A 16,910-nucleotide genomic window follows, 5' to 3' on the forward strand; every position below is an offset into this window, starting at 1 on the left:
ATGTTCCGGGACTACTTGTCACAATCGCCATCGGCCACGTGGAAAATTGGGAACGACATCGTCGAAGTCCAGAACATGCCCTTGCTAATGGGAATCGTGAACGTGACGCCCGACAGTTTTTTTGACGGAGGCCGGCACGCGACGCCCGCCGACGCCTTTGAACATGCCATCTCCCTTTTGGAGCAGGGCGCCAACATCCTGGACATCGGCGGCGAGAGCAGCCGTCCCGGCAGTACGCCCGTAAGCGAGCAAGAGGAAATGGACCGCGTGTGCCCCATCGTGGAGAGCCTCGCCGAATTCGCACGCCTCGCCCGCGTCTCAGGCAACAACCCGCGCCAGTTCTACATTTCGGTTGACACCGTCAAGGCGAAGGTCGCCGAGGAATGCATGCGTCTGGGAGCCCACATTATCAACGATATCAGCGCATGCCAAATGGACGAGTGCATGCCAGGCGTGGTCGCCCGCACAAATGCCTCGGTGGTGCTGAACCACATGCGCGGGAACTTTGGCACCATGCAGCAGGATTTTTTGCCCTACACCGACGTAGTGGCCGAGGTCCGCGAAGAACTTGGCCGGCAGGCAAAAAGACTGGAAACCCTGGGCGTGGCCCGCGAACGCATTTGCATTGACCCCGGGATTGGATTCGGCAAGACGGTCCAAGACAACATAGACCTCATGAAATCGGTGGACCTGTTCCACGACCTGGGCTACCCCATCCTCATCGGGAGTTCCCGAAAATCCTACATCGGGGGCATGAAAGGGCTCGAAAACAGCGACAGACTCGTCCCGACAATTACAGCGGGCGTAATTGCGGCCCTCCAGGGGGCCAGTGTGCTCCGGGTACACGACGTTCGCGAAGCAAAAGAATCTATACTTTATATAGAGGCGCTAAGGTCCAATGGAACTGTTTAAGTTATTTGATGTTATTGATGTCCGAATGGCCGACATCCTGGATATACTCCTGGTGTCGATCATCCTTTATTACGTGTTTTTGCTATTCCGCGGCACCCGCGCCGTGCAAATGATTGTGGGCGGTCTCCTTTTGATTGTGGCATGGCTCATTGCCCAGTGGTGGGAACTCAAGTCCATCTCGTGGATCTTGAGCAACCTGACCGGAATCGGCATTATCGCCCTCGTGATCTTGTTCCAGCCCGAAATCCGAAGCGCATTGACCCGCATTGGCCAAACGATTAGCCGAGCGGACATGCGGCAACTATTTTTCCACCCCAGCGGACTGAATGACGTCACGGAATCGATTACCTCGGCCGTGCAAGACCTGGCCAAGAACCGCGTAGGCGCCCTGATTGTGCTCGAAAAGCGCGTGGGGCTCCGCAACTACGAAGAAACCGGCGAAATCTTGAACGCCCGCATCAGTTCCCGTTTGCTCCGAGCCCTGTTTTTCCCGAACTCAGCCCTTCACGATGGCGCCGTGTTATTGAACTGCCAGCAGATAGTGGCAGCCGGTTGTATTTTACCCATGCCCACAGGCAATGCCGAAGGGGACGCCGGTTACGGCATGCGCCACCGCGCCGCCAAGGCCCTCGCCGCCGAATGCGACGCCATGGTGATCGTAGTTTCCGAAGAAACGGGTGGTATTTCGATTGCCTACCGCAACAGCCTGCGCCGCAAGCTCTCCATCAAGGAGCTGGACGCCGAGATTAGGCGCCACTGGGCCGAACTTTTCCACGACGAATCTGTAGAAATCGAAAAAGCGGCCTCCAACGACGACTAGCCGCCCCCCTGCCCATACAACAAACATTTGAGTGCAATAATGAGCGATAACAAAAATTTGAACAAGCAGCAAGAAGCAACCAAAAATGCAAAGCGCAAAAAAAAGAACATCGCGATCCTCGTCATCATGTTCCTTTTGCTTTTGTGCCTGTTCATTGTGCAATGCCAACTTGACAAAATAAAGCAGGAGGCCCTGCGCGAACAGCAGGAGACAGAACTGGAAGCCCGTCAAAAGCATATCCTCGACAGCCTGCGCGCCCTTGAGAAGGCGCGCGCCGACAGCCTTGCCGCCCAGGACGCCCGCATGGCCGACAGTCTCCGCATTGTAGACAGTCTGCGTGTCGCCGACAGCCTCCGCGTGGCCGACAGTCTCGCCGCCCTCAAGCCGAACGTGAACCGCGACAGCATCCGCCGCGTGCGCGATAGCCTCGCCGCCATCGAGAAGGCTCGTCAAGACAGCCTGCAGCGCATTGCCGACAGCCTCGCCGTTTTAGAAAAGGCACGTCAAGACTCCCTCGAAAAGAAGCGCGTCCAAGACAGCATCCGCGCCGCCGACCAGGTCCCGCCCACCGCCGAAATCACACCGCCCGCCGGACGCTACTACGACCCCATCAAGCTCAAGGTCAAGTGTGACGAAATCAAATGCAAAACATTCCTCTCGGTAGGCGACACGCTCCACCCGCAGGACGCAGCCAAGGCGATTGAATACAACAAGACCGGAAGCGTGTTCTACTACGCCGAAGACTCCGTTGGCAACCGCACCGCCTGGGAAGAGGCAAAATACGACATGGCAAGTGACAACATTTGCGGCAAGAACGCCTACCCCGTACCCGTGGGCGGCAAAACCATTTGCGTGGACGCATATGAATACCCGAACACGCCCGACGAGAACCCGCGCGACATGGTTTCGCACGAGCAGGCCGTGAGCCTCTGCGAACAAGCGGGCAAGCACCTCTGCAGCATTGACGAATGGCAAGCCGCCTGCCGCGGCAAAGACAAATTCAAGTACAGTTACGGTGACAGCTACAAGCAGAACAAGTGCAACACCAACACCAAGGCCGTCAAGCGCAGCGGGCGCAAGGAACAGTGCCGCAGCTGGTGGGGCATGTACGACATGAACGGAAACCTTTGGGAATGGACCTCCACCGAGAGTTCCGGCCACGCCGGGATGTTCCTTGTGGCGGGCGGTGCATGGAATACGAACAACGAAAGCAAGTGCACCGACAACAAGCGCAGTTTTTACCCGCAGAACCAGTACCCCAGCGTTGGCTTCCGCTGTTGCAAGTAACACGTAGCGTTTAGTTGGCAGAACTTAGTTGGCAGAACTTAGACATAGCAATAGTCTAAGTTCTAATTTTACATTCCGCATCAATCAAGTAATTCCACATGCAGGTGTTCCGCCTCGCCCTTCTCCCATAGCACGCGGAACCTCGTCCCCAAACGTTCTTGGCAGCGTTCCACAATCTGGCGGCGCTTATCCATGGGGATGAGTTGTATCCTGAAATCCAAAGCCTTGTTCTGGTAGTGCTTTGAATTCTTGGCGTGGTACGGCCAGTCGTTCCCGCTGGTAATCACGGGCGTGTAGTCGTCTCCCAAAATCGTGTGGTAGACATTCACTATTTCGAGGCCCGCCGTATCGAGTGCCGGTTCCAGGCTCTCGAGGTAAACGCCCGGCTTTTGCAACGTGCGCTTGATCAAAAGGCGGTGGACTTCCCTGCTCCCAAAGGGTTTGACCTTCAAATGGCGGTAATATTCGTCGGCATCCCAAACAATCTCGTCCTGCTTCTTGAACTCATAATGCGGAATAGGCCTCTTGTTCGTTTGTATAAGAAAATATACACCGCAGAGGGCGAGAATTGCAAGAATTGGAGCCACCAAATACAAATATTTCATTTTCAAAAACAAAAATAACTATTTTAAAGGCATGAAAAAGATTATCACTATTGCAATTCTCTCTCTCGCCTCCCTCCTGTTCTTCGCCTGCGGCAACGACACAGCCAACTACGTGGGCTACTGGAAGGGTGAAGCCAACATGATCTTTGAAGTCCTCACCGAAAACGGCACGGACTACATCATCCGCAACGTGAACGGCGACCTCACTGCAAAGGTCGAGGACGGCGCTCTGCGCGGCAGGAACTCCCTCGACATGGAATACTTGATGAGGGTCAAGGGCGACTCCGCCTACTACGAATTCGGTTCCATCACTACGGGTTACCAGCGCATTGGCCAGGCCGAATACCAGAAGATTCTCGACTCCCAAAAGAAGGCGATTGTCGATTAACGATCCGCTAAAATACTAAGGATTCATAGTCTCTTGAACGATCTGTTCAAGAGCTTTTTCGCTGGGGACGCCGCTCCACACGCCCTTGATGTAGCCCTCGCTATCGAGCAGCATGAGCGTGGGCACCGAGCGGATGCCGTAACGGCGCCACAGCGCCTGAGTGGCATCGCGGTAAAGTGGGTACGGGGAGCGGTGCTGCTTTTCGTAAAAGGCGTTCAGCGTGTTGAGGTCCTCGTCGGCAATGCCTATGACTTCGAGACCCGCAGGTCCCAGCTTGCCGTAAATGCGTTCCAAAATCGGGAGCGTCTGGCGGCACGGACCGCACCAGGTGGCCCAGAAGTCCAAGAGAGTCGCCTTGGGCTTTGCCTTGCGCTTGTCGCCGTTCTGGTAAAAATTCTTGCCGAACTCCGCCATTTTACTGCCGATGGCGGAACCCGTAAGGCTGCTGATGTCGTCGGGGCGGTCGGTCAACTTAACCTTGAGCGGCATCTTTTTGCCATCGCGCACAATCTCGATGGCAATCGTCTGGCCTACCTTACCTTTAGAGAGGGCGCCCGTGATTTGGGACATCTCGGTAAGGGGCTTGCCCGCAAAACCAACAATCTTGTCGCCAGCCACGACGCCCGCGCCAAAGCAACCCGAGCCAGGATGCACGCCCTTCACGTCAAGCGCCAGATGATTCTCAAAACTCGTCTTTTTAAACGTCACGCCCAGCCAGGGTCCTGCAAAAACATGCCCGGTGGCTACAAACAGAAGACAAAACAAAAACAGATACATGGTTCTCATGCAAAGCCTCTATTAAAAGAATAATATCAAAAAATCCACAAAGACCAAAAAGTGGCCGGTACGGTCAATGAACTCGGAACCCTCGTTCTTGGAGACCGCCTCGCCCAGCAAGTAGGCTGCGCGGACCTCGACTCGCCCAACCAGGTTCGCCTTTTCAAAAAAGAGGATGTCGCGCCCATAGCCAAACGAGACCATCGGCGAAAAATACGTCTCGTCTTTTTTCTCCATGTACATGCCGGCAAAGCCAGCCCGCAAAAAATCGTCATGGCCCGACATGAGCGAACCCGAAAAATAGAACCGGTAGTTGAGACCGATATCCATGAGGTCGTTGCCAAAATAGACGTGACCCACGGCCCCCAGAGAATGGTGGGTGCCCAGGCGACGGTCCACCGAGGCGACCACACCGCCATCCAGGGAGTTGAGGTAATAGGCCACAAAACCTCCCCCGCCCACAAGCCACGCGGGGAGCGGTCGTGTTTGCAGCTGCACCGGGTCCTCGATGGGGATGCCCATAAAGTCCTTGGCCTGCAACAGCGAAGCCGCAAGCAACAACACCAAAACTATATTACGAACAAACTTCATCAACGCTTGCCCAAAGCGCAATTTACCTTTTGGGATTGCGGTCGTCGTACTCGCCCAGCGACTTGTAACCGTCATTCAACAAGGCGTCGTAGAGCTCGTTACGCATGGCGTGAGCCGCCATCCAGCGGAAAGCCACCACCGAGTAGCACTGCACCGCGTCGCAGCCCATCTTAATGAGGTCGTACACCTTGTAGCCGTGGTCAATGCCACCGCAAGCGATAACGCTCATGGAGGGGTAATGCTCACGGATATACTTGACGTTCCACACCATGTTCTCGTAAAGCGGGCGGCCCGACATGCCGCCGCAGTCGCCGTCGGCACGGAGCGGCGTCAAGTCCTCGTACTTGGCCTCCATCGGGAGTTCGCTCATTTTGGCGGTAGGGTAAGTATTCCCAATCACCACGCCATTCACGCCGGTACGCACCAGCATTTCCATAATGGCGATAAGGTGACGTTCCGAGAGGTCGGGACTCAACTTGGCGTACACCGCCTTGCGGAGACCGAGCGTGTTGCGGAAGTTCATGATTTCGGTAAAAATGCGTTCCGAAAAGCTCATGTCGAGGTCCACGCGGGATTCGCCCGTATTGGGGCAGCTCACGTTGATTTCGATGTAATCGCCCGCCTTGTAGGCGATGCTAAAGCTCTCGATAATATCCTTAAGCTTTTCTTCGGGATCGGTCAGGCCCGGGGTTTCGGCGACCGAGATGCCCACGCATAAGCCCGCCTTGTGGGCGCGCACCAGTTGCGCATCCACGCGTTTTGCAATAATCTCGACGCCCTCGTTGTTGAGTCCCATGCTGTTGTGGATGGCGCGGTCGTTCTCCAAAAAGCCAATGCGCGGCCTGTACGTGTTGCCTTCACGATGGTGACGGGTGGCCGTACCTACCGTAATGCCGCCAAAGCCCACGTTCGCGAAGTCGCTAATGCGGTTCGCCGTCTTGTTGGCTCCGGCCGCCAAAATAATGGGGCAGCCAAAGTAAAGCGAATTGCTGTGGTCCGAAAAGGTGATGACCCGCTTGAGCGGCTTGCTCAAATCGGGACGCCCGCCCATAAAGGGAATCAACGGGGCGAACCTCGCCACGTGCTTAAAGGAATCGTGGCGGAACTCGGGGGAATTGTGGAAAATTTTACGGATGAGCGCCAGAACCCTGTCGCTAAAACGCAAGTAATACTCGTGATTGATGCAATCGAAACCCATATTTCTTAAATTATAAAAATAAGAGGTAACAAAATGAATTTTGACATAGAAAATAGAATACATGAGCGCCTTCCCAAGTACATTGAGGCCTTGAAACAGCTCGTTCGCATTCCATCCATCAGTTTTGACAATTTTGACCAGAAATTCGTGCTCCAGAGCGCCGAAGCCGTAAAGCAGATGTTCTCTGACGCCGGGTTCACGAATATCCAGTTTTTGATGCCGCCCAGCGGCCGCCCCACCGTGTACGCCGAGAGCCTCACGAGCCCCGACAAGCCGACGGTTTTGCTGTACGCCCACCACGATGTGCAGCCCACCATGCGCGAAAACCTGTGGGAAACCAAGCCCTTTGAACCGGTGGTCAAAGGTGACCGCCTTTACGGCCGCGGTACCGCCGACGACAAGGCGGGCATCATCACACACATCGCCGCCACCGAGCAAGTGCGCAATCTGCTGGGCAAAGACGGCCCAAACCTCAAGTTCATTATCGAGGGCGAAGAGGAATCCGGAAGCGCCGGCTTCGAGAACATTTTGAGCCAGCACGCAGAACTTTTAAAATGCGACGCCGTAATTGTGGCCGACCTCGGAAACTTCGCCAAGGGAGTCCCCTCCATCACCACAACGCTGCGCGGCATGACCGCCGTCGCCGTGACGCTCAAGGCCACCAAGGCCCCGCTCCATTCGGGCAGCTGGTCTGGACCCATCCCCGACCCGGGCCAGGCGCTTTGCCGCATAATTGCCTCCCTCACCAATGCCGACGGGAGCATCGCCATACCGCACTTTGAAGACGGGCTCATACCGCCGACGCCGGCGGAACTGGAATCGTACCGGAGTCTCGGCTACACTGAGACGACCCTCCGCAAGGAGGGCGGTGTTTTGGACTGCGTCCAACTGAACGTGCCCGAAAAAGAGATTTTGGAATCGCTTTGGCGCAGGCCTTCCATCGTGGTCACCGCGATGGAAGTGGGCAACCGCACCAATGCGGGCAACGTCTTGCAAGACAGCGCCTACGCACGCATTGGTATCAGGCTCGCCCCCGGCATGGATGCCGACGCCTGCGCCCAGATGCTGGTTGAATTTATGCAAGCCCGCGTACCGAACGGGCTCGAGGCGAGCTTTGCTGTAGAAGACGGCGCAAACCCCTTCACCACCGATACCACGCACCCCTTCTTTACCAAGATGGCGAGTTCCATGGCCAAGGCCTACCACGCCGAGACCAAGTTTATTGGCTGCGGGGCGAGCATACCGGGGGCGGAACTTTTTCGCAAGACCTTCGGCGACATTCCCATCCTTTTGGTGGGCATCGAAGACCCCGAATGCGCCGCACACGGCGAGAACGAGAGTCTCTACCTACCCGATTTCGAGCACGGTATCGTGGCAGAAACCCTCTTTTTTGCCGAACTGACGAACAAAAAGTGATTTAAAACACACTCTTGCCAGTTTGTCCCACATTCGGACAAAATTATGCTACATTATCTTGTATAAAGGTGCTTTATGGGTATAAAACTGGTTGTACTGACGGGCGCAGGAATTAGCGCAGAATCCGGACTCCGCACCTTCCGCGGCAACGACGGGATGTGGGAACACGAAAACATCGAGGACGTATGCACTCCCCGCGCTCTTCGCCGTGACCCCAAGCGCGTCATGGATTTCTATAATTTTTTGCGCAAAGGTCTGCCAAACCACCAGCCAAACGCCGCCCATATTGCACTCGCCGAACTCGAGAAGCGCCTGGGTGACGACTTTTTGCTCGTGACGCAGAATGTTGACAACCTGCACGAACGCGCCGGAAGCAAGCGAGTGCTCCATATGCACGGCGACCTCATGAAGCTCCGCTGCATGGATAACAGCGATCACGAATTCATGTTCGATGGCGAAGAGACCCTCGAAACCAAGTGCCCGTTCTGCGGAGCAAAAACGCGCCCCGACATCGTGTTCTTCGAAGAAGTGCCGTTCTACATGGACGAAATCCAGGCGGCGCTCCGTGAATGCAAGGAATTCGTGTACATCGGGACCAGTAGCGTGGTCTACCCCGCCGCAGGCTTCAAGAGTTTCGCCAAAAGTTTTGGCGCGCACGTCACCTGCCTCAACCTCGAAGTCCCCGACAACGACCCGTATACCGACGTGAGCATCCAAGGCAAGGCCACCGAAATCGTGCCCAAGTGGTGCGAAAGCTTTAAATAAAAGCTATTTTTGCAGGCATGTCGCGCCTTACCGAATCCGAAGCCCTCGATCTTTTTTACAACGCACCACTCGCCGAACTTTGCGAGCGGGCCAACGCCGAAAAAGAGCGCCGTCACGGGAAATCGGTTTTCTGGGTGAACAACCGCCAGATCAACTACACGAATGTATGCGTACTGCACTGCAAATTCTGCGCCTTCTCAAAAATCAAGAAGGATAGCCCCACCGCATACGACTGGGATTACGACACCATCCGGAACAAGGCCGCAGAGGCTATTGCCGGAGGCGCGCGGGAACTGCACATCGTAGGCGGGCTCCACCCCGACCATCCCTTCGATTACTACATCGAGATGTTGCGCAAGCTGCGCGTGGAATTCCCGAAGGCGAACCTGAAGGCGTTTACCGCTGTGGAAATTTGCCACTTCGCGAAAATCTCGGGCCAGACGCCCCTGCAGATCATGACCACGCTCAAGGAAGCGGGCCTGGACGCCCTCCCCGGCGGAGGCGCGGAAATACTCGTGCAGAGCGTGCGCGACCAGATTTGCCCCGGCAAGGAGACCGGCGAGGAATGGCTCGACGTGCACCGCGCCGCACACAAGATTGGCATCCCGACAAATGCCACCATGCTGTTCGGGCACATCGAGAAACCCGAGGACCGCATCGCCCACATGCGCATGCTCCGCGGCTTGCAAGACGAAGCACCCGGATTCTTCGCGTTCATCCCGCTCGTGTACCACCCGGAGCACAACGCGCTACACAAGATCGTCCCGAACATCACGAGCGAAGAAGACATACTGCGCACTGTCGCCGTCGCGCGCCTATTCCTGGACAACTTCCCGCATATCAAGGCCTACTGGATACAGATGGGCATCGAGACCGCGATGAAGGCGCTGCATTCGGGTGCGAGCGACCTGGACGGGACAATCGTCGAGGAGAAGATTACCCACGCCGCGGGTGCGACAGTGCCCGTAGGCATGAGCCCCGAGCGCATGAAATCGCTTATTTTAGGCGAAGGGTTAGAACCCGTCGAGCGAGACGCATTATATGAACGATTTTCTTAACGAAAAACGTTCCCGCCACCAAAAGTTTTTCACTTATACAAGGCTTTTTTTATAGATTAAGAACATGAAAATGTTCTCCAAAGTTTTTGCTTTTTTAGCCGTGTACGCGGCCTTTGTCTTTGCCGATTCCACGACGCTTGCCGAACCGGCAACAGCCCCTGCAACCGCCGACGTCTCAGCCGCCCCTGCTGCGGATTCGGCCGACAAAAAACACCAAGCCGTTTGGATTAAGCTCGAGGGCGACGTGGAGCCCTCCATGTTCGATTTTTGCGCCCGCGCCATCGGCGAGGCCCTCGAAAAAAAGCCCGACTACATCGTCTTTGAAATCAACACCTTCGGTGGCCGCCTCGACGCCGCATTCGATATCGTCGACACCATCATGGCGGTCAAGGGCGCCGAGACCATCGCCCTCGTGAAGAAGAAGGCCATCAGCGCAGGTAGCCTTATCGCCCTCGCCTGCAAAAAACTCTACATGCTCGAGGCCACGACCATCGGCGACTGCGCGCCCATTGTACAGGGCGGCGACGGCACCCCGCAAATCGTCGGCGAAAAGATTCAATCTCCCCTCCGCGCTAAGTTCAGGAATTTGGCCCAGAAGAACGGCTACCCCGAACTGCTGAGTTCATCGTTCGTGACGCCCGAACTCGAAATCCTCGAGCTCACCGCCAAGCTTGACAAGGGCAAAAAGACGGAACGCGACACCGTCCTTATCATCGAGGGCGAGAAGTACACCGTTTTGGACAGCGCCGCCAAGGCCTTCTGGGGCACACCCAAGATCTTGGTGAAGGAAGGCGAACTCCTGACCATGACCGACAAGGAAGCACAGGAACTCGGATTCTCGAAGGGAACGTTCAAGGACCGTAGCGAATTCGAAACCGCGCTCGCCATCGAAAGCCGTAGCGAAGTCGAGACGACCCTCGGCGAAGACATCGCGTCGGCCATCGCCGCCATCGCGGGAATCCTTTTGATTCTCGGGTTCGGCGCGCTCTACATCGAATTCAAGACGCCCGGATTCGGCCTCTTCGGCATCATCGGCATCATCCTCATTGGCATCGTGTTCCTCGGGCAGTTCGCACCGCAGCTCGACGGCTACATCCCGGCCATCCTGCTCGTCGCGGGCGTGGTGCTGTTCCTGGTTGAAATCTTCGTGATGCCCGGAACGTTCCTCTTTGGCGTAGGCGGCATCGCGTGCATGATCTTGGCTCTCGCGCTCTCGTTCTCGCCCTCGGAAATTCCCGAATACATTCCCGAATCCGTAGAGACGACCTTTGACGCGACTCCCTGGCTATTCGGGCTGCTCTACATGCTATGCTGTGCGGCCATCGCGCTCGTATTCCCGATTGCGGCGAGCAAGTACCTGATTCCGCTTTTGCCCGAAGGCTGGACGCCCATGCTCAAGACGGATCTCGAGAATGCTGCCTCGCCCACCGAATCCGTGCAAGAAATCCATGTCGGCGACGTGGGTGTCGCGAAGACGTTCCTGCGCCCCGTAGGCCAGGCGAGCTTCACCATGAGCGACGGCTCTACCAAGCTATTCGACGTTCAGACGCACGGCGAGATTATCGAAGCGGGCTCCCCCGTGAAGGTGGAAGCCGTACAGGAAGGCCACATCTGGGTGACGGTTGCTAAAACTGAAATGGAAGGCTAGCGTCAATCCTTCACGCAGCGGACTGACGCCCCGTATTTTTTCTGGGTTTTCGAAAAACGGACAAATTTGTAAATAGTGAATTCAGCAACCATCGCCGCGTCTTTCTCCGATTCATTTGACAGCCAAATTTGGGCATTATTGCGGGCAGTTCGAACCGATTCAAAGAACCACTCTTTGGTATAATCTTGACGCCAATCTGCAATATTCGAAGGCAAAACCGTAAAATCATAATAATCATATCCACCACCGCGGGACACCCAATCCCGGGAAGATTTCAATAAAGGCCCACAATTATTTTGACCATCCTCAACACAGTTCAGTTCCGAGAACAATGCGTTCCATTCGGTCGTATCCGGCAAATGCCAACCTTCCGGACAGACTCCACGAATAGTCCCCTTCGGGTTGCATAATTCACTAAAGCCGCATCCCTTGCCTCCGTCACTAAAGATTCCCGCCGAATCCATCGCTGCAGGCCACGTGTAATAGCGGCCATAAGAAGAATCGCAGTTTCCCAAGCTATCGGTGAGGCAAACAGAACCATATATCGATACGGAATCTCCCACCTGGTAGTCGTAATTCAAGTTTTCCGCCATCCAGGTCTTGTCGCCAATTTTTACGGTCTTGTAAACTTGCCCATCACGAGCATCCGTCATCGACCCTTCCTCCACCTCGGAAGGCAAGATTCCCGGAATATACCTGCTCGGATCATCAATATGAGTGTACCCCTTTATGCAACGAATGTACAACTTATCTGCTGCGCCCTGATAAACGGCATCGCTATAGAAACTAAAATACCTTCCGTTTAGATGAGAGCCGACGCTCCAAAAACCAACATGAGTATGATTGTTACTGCCGCTCAAATCGGGAGAAGACCTCGCAGAAAAACCATACTCATCGGAACCATTGCCGTCGTAAAACCACCCCGTTAGCGATTTTAATTTTTTGCCAGCAACATCTGCACCCCCTACGGCATCAAGCAAGGTATCCCAATCACTGTCACCCGGCAAGCGCCAACCTTCAGGACAAATTCCACGGACCTGTTCGTTTGGCTTACACACTAACCCATTACAGCCCAAACCGTCATCACTAAAGACTCCAGCTGAATCCATCGCGGCGCCAAACGGGTACAAGCGCCCATACAAATCACAAGTTTTAAAGCCGTCAGGAAAAGCATCATCGTTGCCGTAATAGATGGGACATACACCTTCTTCCTTAAGAAGCGAATCTACCGCATAGATATAATTCAGGTTCTCCGCCATCCATGTTTGATTACCGATCTTCACGGTCTTGTAAACCTGACCGTCACGTTCATCGGTCATTTCTCCATACTCGACTTTCGGATTGAAAAAATCTTTCTTGTCTGCTTTATCCCATAAAGCGAGATTTTCGGTATTCAGCAAAGATTTCTCGTAAGGACCACTCCCGTCCTTCAGGCATCGCACGGGAACACCCCTAGTAACTTCATTGAAATAGCCCATAAACCAACCCATAACAGAGGTTTCGTTATTGTAATAATAAGCTCCAGCTCGATAATTAAACGCTATGCAACTCCGTTCACCCGTATTTTCGTTATCATAGTAATCAGAAGTCAAAAAGAAGACCTGGGAACAATTCTGTTTACTCATCGGCATCGCCGAGAAACCAAAAGCATCCACCCCTTGTTTTCCATCAGCCCAACCGAACCTTGATTTCAGCATCGCAGCATCAACTTTGTCATCTTTACCAACTGATCTGAGGAGTACATTCCACTCAGCAACACTAGGGAGATGCCAACCTTCTGGACACGAACCTGACATTGTATACCACCTTCCATAAATTTTGCAGTTACTTTCCAGGCTATCTGGGCACATGGAACGATCAGCAGCATAATTCAAGTTTTCCGCCATCCAAGTTTGATTGCCGATCTGCACAGTCTTGTAAACTTGGCCGTCGCGTTCATCGGTCATTTCACCATAGTCAATATCAGGATTCAGGAACTGCGACTTGGAGGTTACCTCGGGACATTTTACTTCAGCGAACATAGACGAATCAGACGGATCTTTTGAACCATCTTTGTCCTTATCCGAGTCGTTCTCTTTCTGTGGAGCATCATTCGCTGCAACGCTGCTTGAGCCTTCGTCTTCGAGACAGGCGTTCAGGCATAAACAGGCAAAAGCCATGAAAGCACAAAATGCAACTATTCTGAAAAAAAGTCTATACATGACCATGTTCCTCCCTTGTCCAAATATTCTTATATCAAATATAAATCTTTTCTTTACTCAAATTATGTATATTACGAAAAGAAAACAAAAAACGGAGATAAACAATGGAAAACCTTCTCATCGTTGGAATTGTCATCGCGGCGATTGCCGTCATCATCCTGCTCGCCTTCATCGGCAAGTTTTTCAGCCTCTGGCTTCAGGCCTTGTTCTCCAAGGCGAACGTGAGCATTTTCCAGCTTATCGGCATGCGCCTGCGTAAGGTGCCGCCCCAGGTTATCGTGGAAGCACGCATCCTCAGCTGCAAGGCAGGCCTCCCCGTCGACACGAACTTGCTCGAAGCCCACTACCTCAGCCGCGGTAACGTGCTCCGCGTGATCCAGGCGCTCATTGCCGCCAACAAGGCGAACATCAAGCTCGACTTCAAGGAAGCCGCCGCCATCGACCTCGCCGGCCGTAACGTGCTCGAGGCCGTGCAGATGTCCGTAAACCCGAAGGTCATCACGACACCGAAGGTTTCCGCCGTGGCCCTCGACGGTATCCAGCTGCATGCCGTGACCCGTATTACCGTGCGCGCCAGCATCCAGAAGCTGGTCGGTGGCGCCGGCGAAGACACCGTGATTGCCCGTGTGGGTGAAGGCATCGTGTCTTCCATCGGTTCTGCCAAGAGCCACAAAGACGTGCTCGAGAACCCGAACATGATTTCCAAGAAGGTTTTGGCTTCCGGCCTCGATGCCGGTACGGCCTTCGAAATTCTCTCCATCGACATCGCCGACGTGGACGTGGGCCAGAACATCGGCGCCATCCTCGAAACCGACCGTGCCGAAGCCGACAAGAAGATTGCACAGGCCAAGGCCGAAGAGCGCCGCGCCATGGCATACGCCGCCGAACAGGAAATGAAGGCGAAGGTCATGGAAATGAAGGCGAAACTCGTGGAAGCCGAAGCCCAGATCCCGATGGCCATGGCCACCGCCCTCCGCGACGGCAAGCTCGGCGTGATGGACTACTACAACCTGAAGAACATCGAAGCCGACACGCAGATGAGGAAGGAAATAGGCAACGCCCCCGAAGCGAAGTAATCAATGGAAGGCCTACTCATACTCATAGGCATCTGGCTCCTGGATGTCGTCATCAAGAAGGTTGCCGCCAACCGAAAGAAGCAGCAACAGATTCCGCCGACCGTAAGCCGGCGCGAAGAGATTGAAGACGACCCGGACAAGTACGGGACTGAAGAAGCCCCGCGTGCGCCGCGTTCCCTGCAAGATTTAATTCGGCAGTTCAACGAGGCGCAGCGCGATGCGAGCCAGGGTACCTACGTGCCACCAGACCCGCCCGTAGAAAGGCATCGTGACCCGAACAAGCCCATCACGCTCCGCGATGTCGCCGAAGTCGTCATCGGCATCGACGTCGTCAACCTGGAATTCCTGATGGACGAATTCGAGGTCGACGAGAATACCGCCGCCGAGATGCTCATGGCATTGCAGGCGCACCGTATCGTGGGCCGCGACATGGGCGAAGGCGACTGCGACGTACTCGTGCACGACATGGATGAGCTGGACAACCTGCTCAACCGCGAAAGACGTGCCGAAGAAGAGCGCAACGAGACCCTTCGACAGGCTCAGGGTGACAACGACACGGAGCGCGAAGATGCCCGCCGCCAGGAACTCGAGCGCCAGCGCGAACTGAACGCCCTCGAAGAGCGCGCCAAATCCGCACGGGAAGCGGCCGCGTCAACCAGCACCATCCCCCCTCTCGGCATGGAGAGCGAACCCGAGGCAAAAAAAGCCCCGCGCTCCTTTGACAAGGCTGTAGTCCGCAAAGGATTCATTTGGGCGAAGGTCATCGACGAACCGCGCTTTAAAAGACGCTGGAACCCCAGATTCCGCTAACCAGATTCCAGATTGATCTACAGATACAGAGGGCCGTCACCGCTAGGAGGCGGCCTCTTCCTTATGTTGTTGGGCGTTTTGCGCTTGACGTTCTTTGTACAGCGATTCAGCTATGTGCTCAAAGGCGGTAATGACATTCGGGTCGAAGTGTTTGCCGGCACCTTCAACGAGAATCGACATGGTCTTCTCGTAGCTGAACGGCTTCTTGTAGGCGCGTTCCATGGTGAGGGCGTCAAACACGTCGGCGACCGCCATAATGCGTGCCGAGAGCGGAATCTGTTCGCCCGAAATCCCCGTCGGGTAACCCGAGCCATCCCACTTTTCGTGATGGTAGCGCGCCATCTCGACCGCCTCATTCATGTAACCGTCACTCATCGACGCCTTGGACGTTTCGACAATGTGGGTCAGCACGTTGTAGCCCTCGGTTGTATGGGTCTTCATGATGGCAAACTCGTCGTCGGTGAGCTTACCCGGCTTGTTCAAAATGAGGTCAGAAATCTTGATTTTGCCAATGTCATGGAGAGGGGCCGACTGGACCAGTTTTTCGATGTAGTCGTCGGTAAGCACGTCGGCATACATGCCCTCTTTTTGCATTTGCCTTGCGATGCGGTCCACATAGTAGGCAGTGGACTTAATATGTTCACCCGTATTTTGGTCACGCGCTTCCACAAGTTCTGCGAAGTTGATAATAATCTCTTCTTGCATCTGCTCCATTTGGGCGGCCTGGAGTTTCACCTTCTTGATGTAGGCAATGGAATCCTCGGCCATCTTGGTCAAGGCGCGGTAGAGGTTCCCAATTTCGTCAGAGTACGGAATATTGAGGGACTGCAGGTACTTGAGGCTGCTTTCCTGGTTCGAGGAGGTATTGTAAGCAAAGCGGAGGGCGCCCCTCGCCATGGCGTTCACCGGGAACACAATCCCGCGCTTCACGGCTTCCAAAATAAAGCTCATGATAATGATGGAAATGCCAAAGAACAGCGAAAGAGTCTTGATGAAGAAAGTGGCGTCGTCGTGCACAATTTGTTCCATCGAAACATCGGATGCCACGTAGGCGACCACCCTGCCCTCTTTGTTCTTGATGGGCTTGTAAACCGTGAGGAGCCAGCCATAAGTATCGTCCGTAATGATCGGGTCAATTTCCTTGCCCGCGAGCAGGTCGGGAAGCAAGGCAATAAAAGACGAATCAAACGGAATGACCGAGCCTATCTCCGAAGCTTCTACGCCGCTCTCAGCATCGAGGTCGAACACCACATGGCATCCGTCGAAGATGCCCCAAAGTTAGTTGAAATTTCTGCAACCAAAAAGAAAAAGGTGGTCTCCAACTTGTAAATTTGGTTCAGCAAAAAAACACCAAGCAA

The 16,910-nt window shown here is 54.7% G+C and carries 16 protein-coding genes; 10 read left to right on the plus strand and 6 right to left on the minus strand.

The window, feature by feature from the left end; genetic code table 11:
• From folP to BUB55_RS09090, 3 genes are read left to right on the plus strand one after another with little or no spacing between them, the layout of a single operon-like run.
• Positions 1–912 (plus strand): dihydropteroate synthase, encoded by a 912-nt coding sequence (gene folP, locus BUB55_RS09080; protein WP_073190157.1) that lies wholly within the window; start codon positions 1–3, stop codon positions 910–912.
• Positions 899–1,732 (plus strand): diadenylate cyclase CdaA, encoded by an 834-nt coding sequence (cdaA, locus tag BUB55_RS09085; protein WP_073190159.1) that lies wholly within the window; start codon positions 899–901, stop codon positions 1,730–1,732. The genes folP and cdaA overlap by 14 nt, the downstream gene beginning before the upstream one ends.
• 39 nt (positions 1,733–1,771) lie before the next feature.
• The gene (locus BUB55_RS09090; protein WP_143152988.1) at positions 1,772–3,019 is read left to right on the plus strand and encodes an SUMF1/EgtB/PvdO family nonheme iron enzyme; all 1,248 of its coding nucleotides are present in this window, start codon (positions 1,772–1,774) and stop codon (positions 3,017–3,019) included.
• 80 nt (positions 3,020–3,099) lie between these two features.
• Here BUB55_RS09090 and BUB55_RS09095 read toward each other — a convergent pair whose 3' ends face one another.
• Complete coding sequence (locus tag BUB55_RS09095; protein ID WP_143152989.1) at positions 3,100–3,606, minus strand: hypothetical protein; 507 nt, start codon at positions 3,604–3,606, stop codon at positions 3,100–3,102.
• Positions 3,607–3,655: 49 nt separating this feature from the next.
• On the opposite strand from BUB55_RS09095, the gene BUB55_RS09100 reads away from it, so the two are divergent.
• On the plus strand, positions 3,656–4,012 hold the full coding sequence (locus BUB55_RS09100; protein WP_073190163.1) for a hypothetical protein: 357 nt from the start codon (positions 3,656–3,658) through the stop codon (positions 4,010–4,012).
• Positions 4,013–4,027: 15 nt separating this feature from the next.
• Here the strand turns inward: BUB55_RS09100 and BUB55_RS09105 are convergent, their stop codons facing one another.
• Genes BUB55_RS09105 through BUB55_RS09115 form a run of 3 tightly spaced genes read right to left on the minus strand, consistent with a single transcriptional unit; the run spans position 4,028 to position 6,578 of the window.
• Complete coding sequence (locus BUB55_RS09105) at positions 4,028–4,798, minus strand: TlpA disulfide reductase family protein (protein ID WP_234971881.1); 771 nt, start codon at positions 4,796–4,798, stop codon at positions 4,028–4,030.
• A gap of 12 nt (positions 4,799–4,810) precedes the next feature.
• Positions 4,811–5,380 (minus strand): hypothetical protein, encoded by a 570-nt coding sequence (locus BUB55_RS09110; RefSeq protein WP_073190167.1) that lies wholly within the window; start codon positions 5,378–5,380, stop codon positions 4,811–4,813.
• Between the two features lie 22 nt (positions 5,381–5,402).
• Entirely contained in the window at positions 5,403–6,578 is a 1,176-nt protein-coding gene (locus BUB55_RS09115) for a dihydroorotate dehydrogenase (RefSeq protein WP_073190169.1), read from the minus strand.
• A gap of 33 nt (positions 6,579–6,611) precedes the next feature.
• Between BUB55_RS09115 and BUB55_RS09120 the strand changes: the two genes are divergently transcribed.
• From BUB55_RS09120 to BUB55_RS09135, 4 genes are all read left to right on the plus strand, one after another.
• Positions 6,612–7,994, plus strand: a complete 1,383-nt coding sequence (locus BUB55_RS09120) for a M20/M25/M40 family metallo-hydrolase (RefSeq protein WP_073190171.1) — start codon at positions 6,612–6,614, stop codon at positions 7,992–7,994.
• Positions 7,995–8,069: 75 nt separating this feature from the next.
• Entirely contained in the window at positions 8,070–8,759 is a 690-nt protein-coding gene (locus BUB55_RS09125; RefSeq protein WP_073190172.1) for an SIR2 family NAD-dependent protein deacylase, read from the plus strand.
• Positions 8,760–8,776: 17 nt separating this feature from the next.
• Positions 8,777–9,817 (plus strand): aminofutalosine synthase MqnE, encoded by a 1,041-nt coding sequence (gene mqnE, locus BUB55_RS09130; RefSeq protein WP_073190174.1) that lies wholly within the window; start codon positions 8,777–8,779, stop codon positions 9,815–9,817.
• A gap of 64 nt (positions 9,818–9,881) precedes the next feature.
• Positions 9,882–11,465 (plus strand): NfeD family protein, encoded by a 1,584-nt coding sequence (locus tag BUB55_RS09135; RefSeq protein ID WP_073190175.1) that lies wholly within the window; start codon positions 9,882–9,884, stop codon positions 11,463–11,465.
• Positions 11,466–11,467: 2 nt separating this feature from the next.
• Here the strand turns inward: BUB55_RS09135 and BUB55_RS09140 are convergent, their stop codons facing one another.
• Positions 11,468–13,624, minus strand: coding sequence for an FISUMP domain-containing protein (locus tag BUB55_RS09140; protein ID WP_159431956.1), 2,157 nt, complete (start codon positions 13,622–13,624; stop codon positions 11,468–11,470).
• A 146-nt stretch (positions 13,625–13,770) separates the two neighbouring features.
• Between BUB55_RS09140 and floA the strand changes: the two genes are divergently transcribed.
• Both floA and BUB55_RS09150 read left to right on the plus strand, forming a co-directional pair.
• On the plus strand, positions 13,771–14,742 hold the full coding sequence (gene floA / locus BUB55_RS09145; protein ID WP_073190177.1) for a flotillin-like protein FloA: 972 nt from the start codon (positions 13,771–13,773) through the stop codon (positions 14,740–14,742).
• A gap of 3 nt (positions 14,743–14,745) precedes the next feature.
• Positions 14,746–15,552: a hypothetical protein gene (locus tag BUB55_RS09150; protein ID WP_073190178.1), complete on the plus strand. Its 807-nt coding sequence runs from the start codon at positions 14,746–14,748 to the stop codon at positions 15,550–15,552.
• A 42-nt stretch (positions 15,553–15,594) separates the two neighbouring features.
• Here BUB55_RS09150 and BUB55_RS09155 read toward each other — a convergent pair whose 3' ends face one another.
• Positions 15,595–16,800, minus strand: coding sequence for an HD-GYP domain-containing protein (locus BUB55_RS09155; RefSeq protein WP_159431957.1), 1,206 nt, complete (start codon positions 16,798–16,800; stop codon positions 15,595–15,597).
• Between the last annotated feature and the right edge of the window lie 110 nt (positions 16,801–16,910).

Source organism: Fibrobacter sp. UWP2, from assembly GCF_900141705.1.
GTDB lineage: Bacteria > Fibrobacterota > Fibrobacteria > Fibrobacterales > Fibrobacteraceae > Fibrobacter.

Excerpts from the sequence above, each read along its gene's own strand:
- folP (WP_073190157.1), top strand. The coding sequence starts at position 1 with ATGTTCCGGGACTACTTGTCACAATCGCCATCGGCCACGTGGAAAATT.
- cdaA (WP_073190159.1), top strand. The coding sequence starts at position 899 with ATGGAACTGTTTAAGTTATTTGATGTTATTGATGTCCGAATGGCCGAC.
- BUB55_RS09090 (WP_143152988.1), top strand. The coding sequence starts at position 1,772 with ATGAGCGATAACAAAAATTTGAACAAGCAGCAAGAAGCAACCAAAAAT.
- BUB55_RS09100 (WP_073190163.1), top strand. The coding sequence starts at position 3,656 with ATGAAAAAGATTATCACTATTGCAATTCTCTCTCTCGCCTCCCTCCTG.
- BUB55_RS09105 (WP_234971881.1), bottom strand. The coding sequence starts at position 4,798 with ATGAGAACCATGTATCTGTTTTTGTTTTGTCTTCTGTTTGTAGCCACC.
- BUB55_RS09110 (WP_073190167.1), bottom strand. The coding sequence starts at position 5,380 with ATGAAGTTTGTTCGTAATATAGTTTTGGTGTTGTTGCTTGCGGCTTCG.
- BUB55_RS09115 (WP_073190169.1), bottom strand. The coding sequence starts at position 6,578 with ATGGGTTTCGATTGCATCAATCACGAGTATTACTTGCGTTTTAGCGAC.
- BUB55_RS09120 (WP_073190171.1), top strand. The coding sequence starts at position 6,612 with ATGAATTTTGACATAGAAAATAGAATACATGAGCGCCTTCCCAAGTAC.
- BUB55_RS09125 (WP_073190172.1), top strand. The coding sequence starts at position 8,070 with ATGGGTATAAAACTGGTTGTACTGACGGGCGCAGGAATTAGCGCAGAA.
- mqnE (WP_073190174.1), top strand. The coding sequence starts at position 8,777 with ATGTCGCGCCTTACCGAATCCGAAGCCCTCGATCTTTTTTACAACGCA.
- BUB55_RS09135 (WP_073190175.1), top strand. The coding sequence starts at position 9,882 with ATGAAAATGTTCTCCAAAGTTTTTGCTTTTTTAGCCGTGTACGCGGCC.
- BUB55_RS09140 (WP_159431956.1), bottom strand. The coding sequence starts at position 13,624 with ATGGCTTTTGCCTGTTTATGCCTGAACGCCTGTCTCGAAGACGAAGGC.
- floA (WP_073190177.1), top strand. The coding sequence starts at position 13,771 with ATGGAAAACCTTCTCATCGTTGGAATTGTCATCGCGGCGATTGCCGTC.
- BUB55_RS09150 (WP_073190178.1), top strand. The coding sequence starts at position 14,746 with ATGGAAGGCCTACTCATACTCATAGGCATCTGGCTCCTGGATGTCGTC.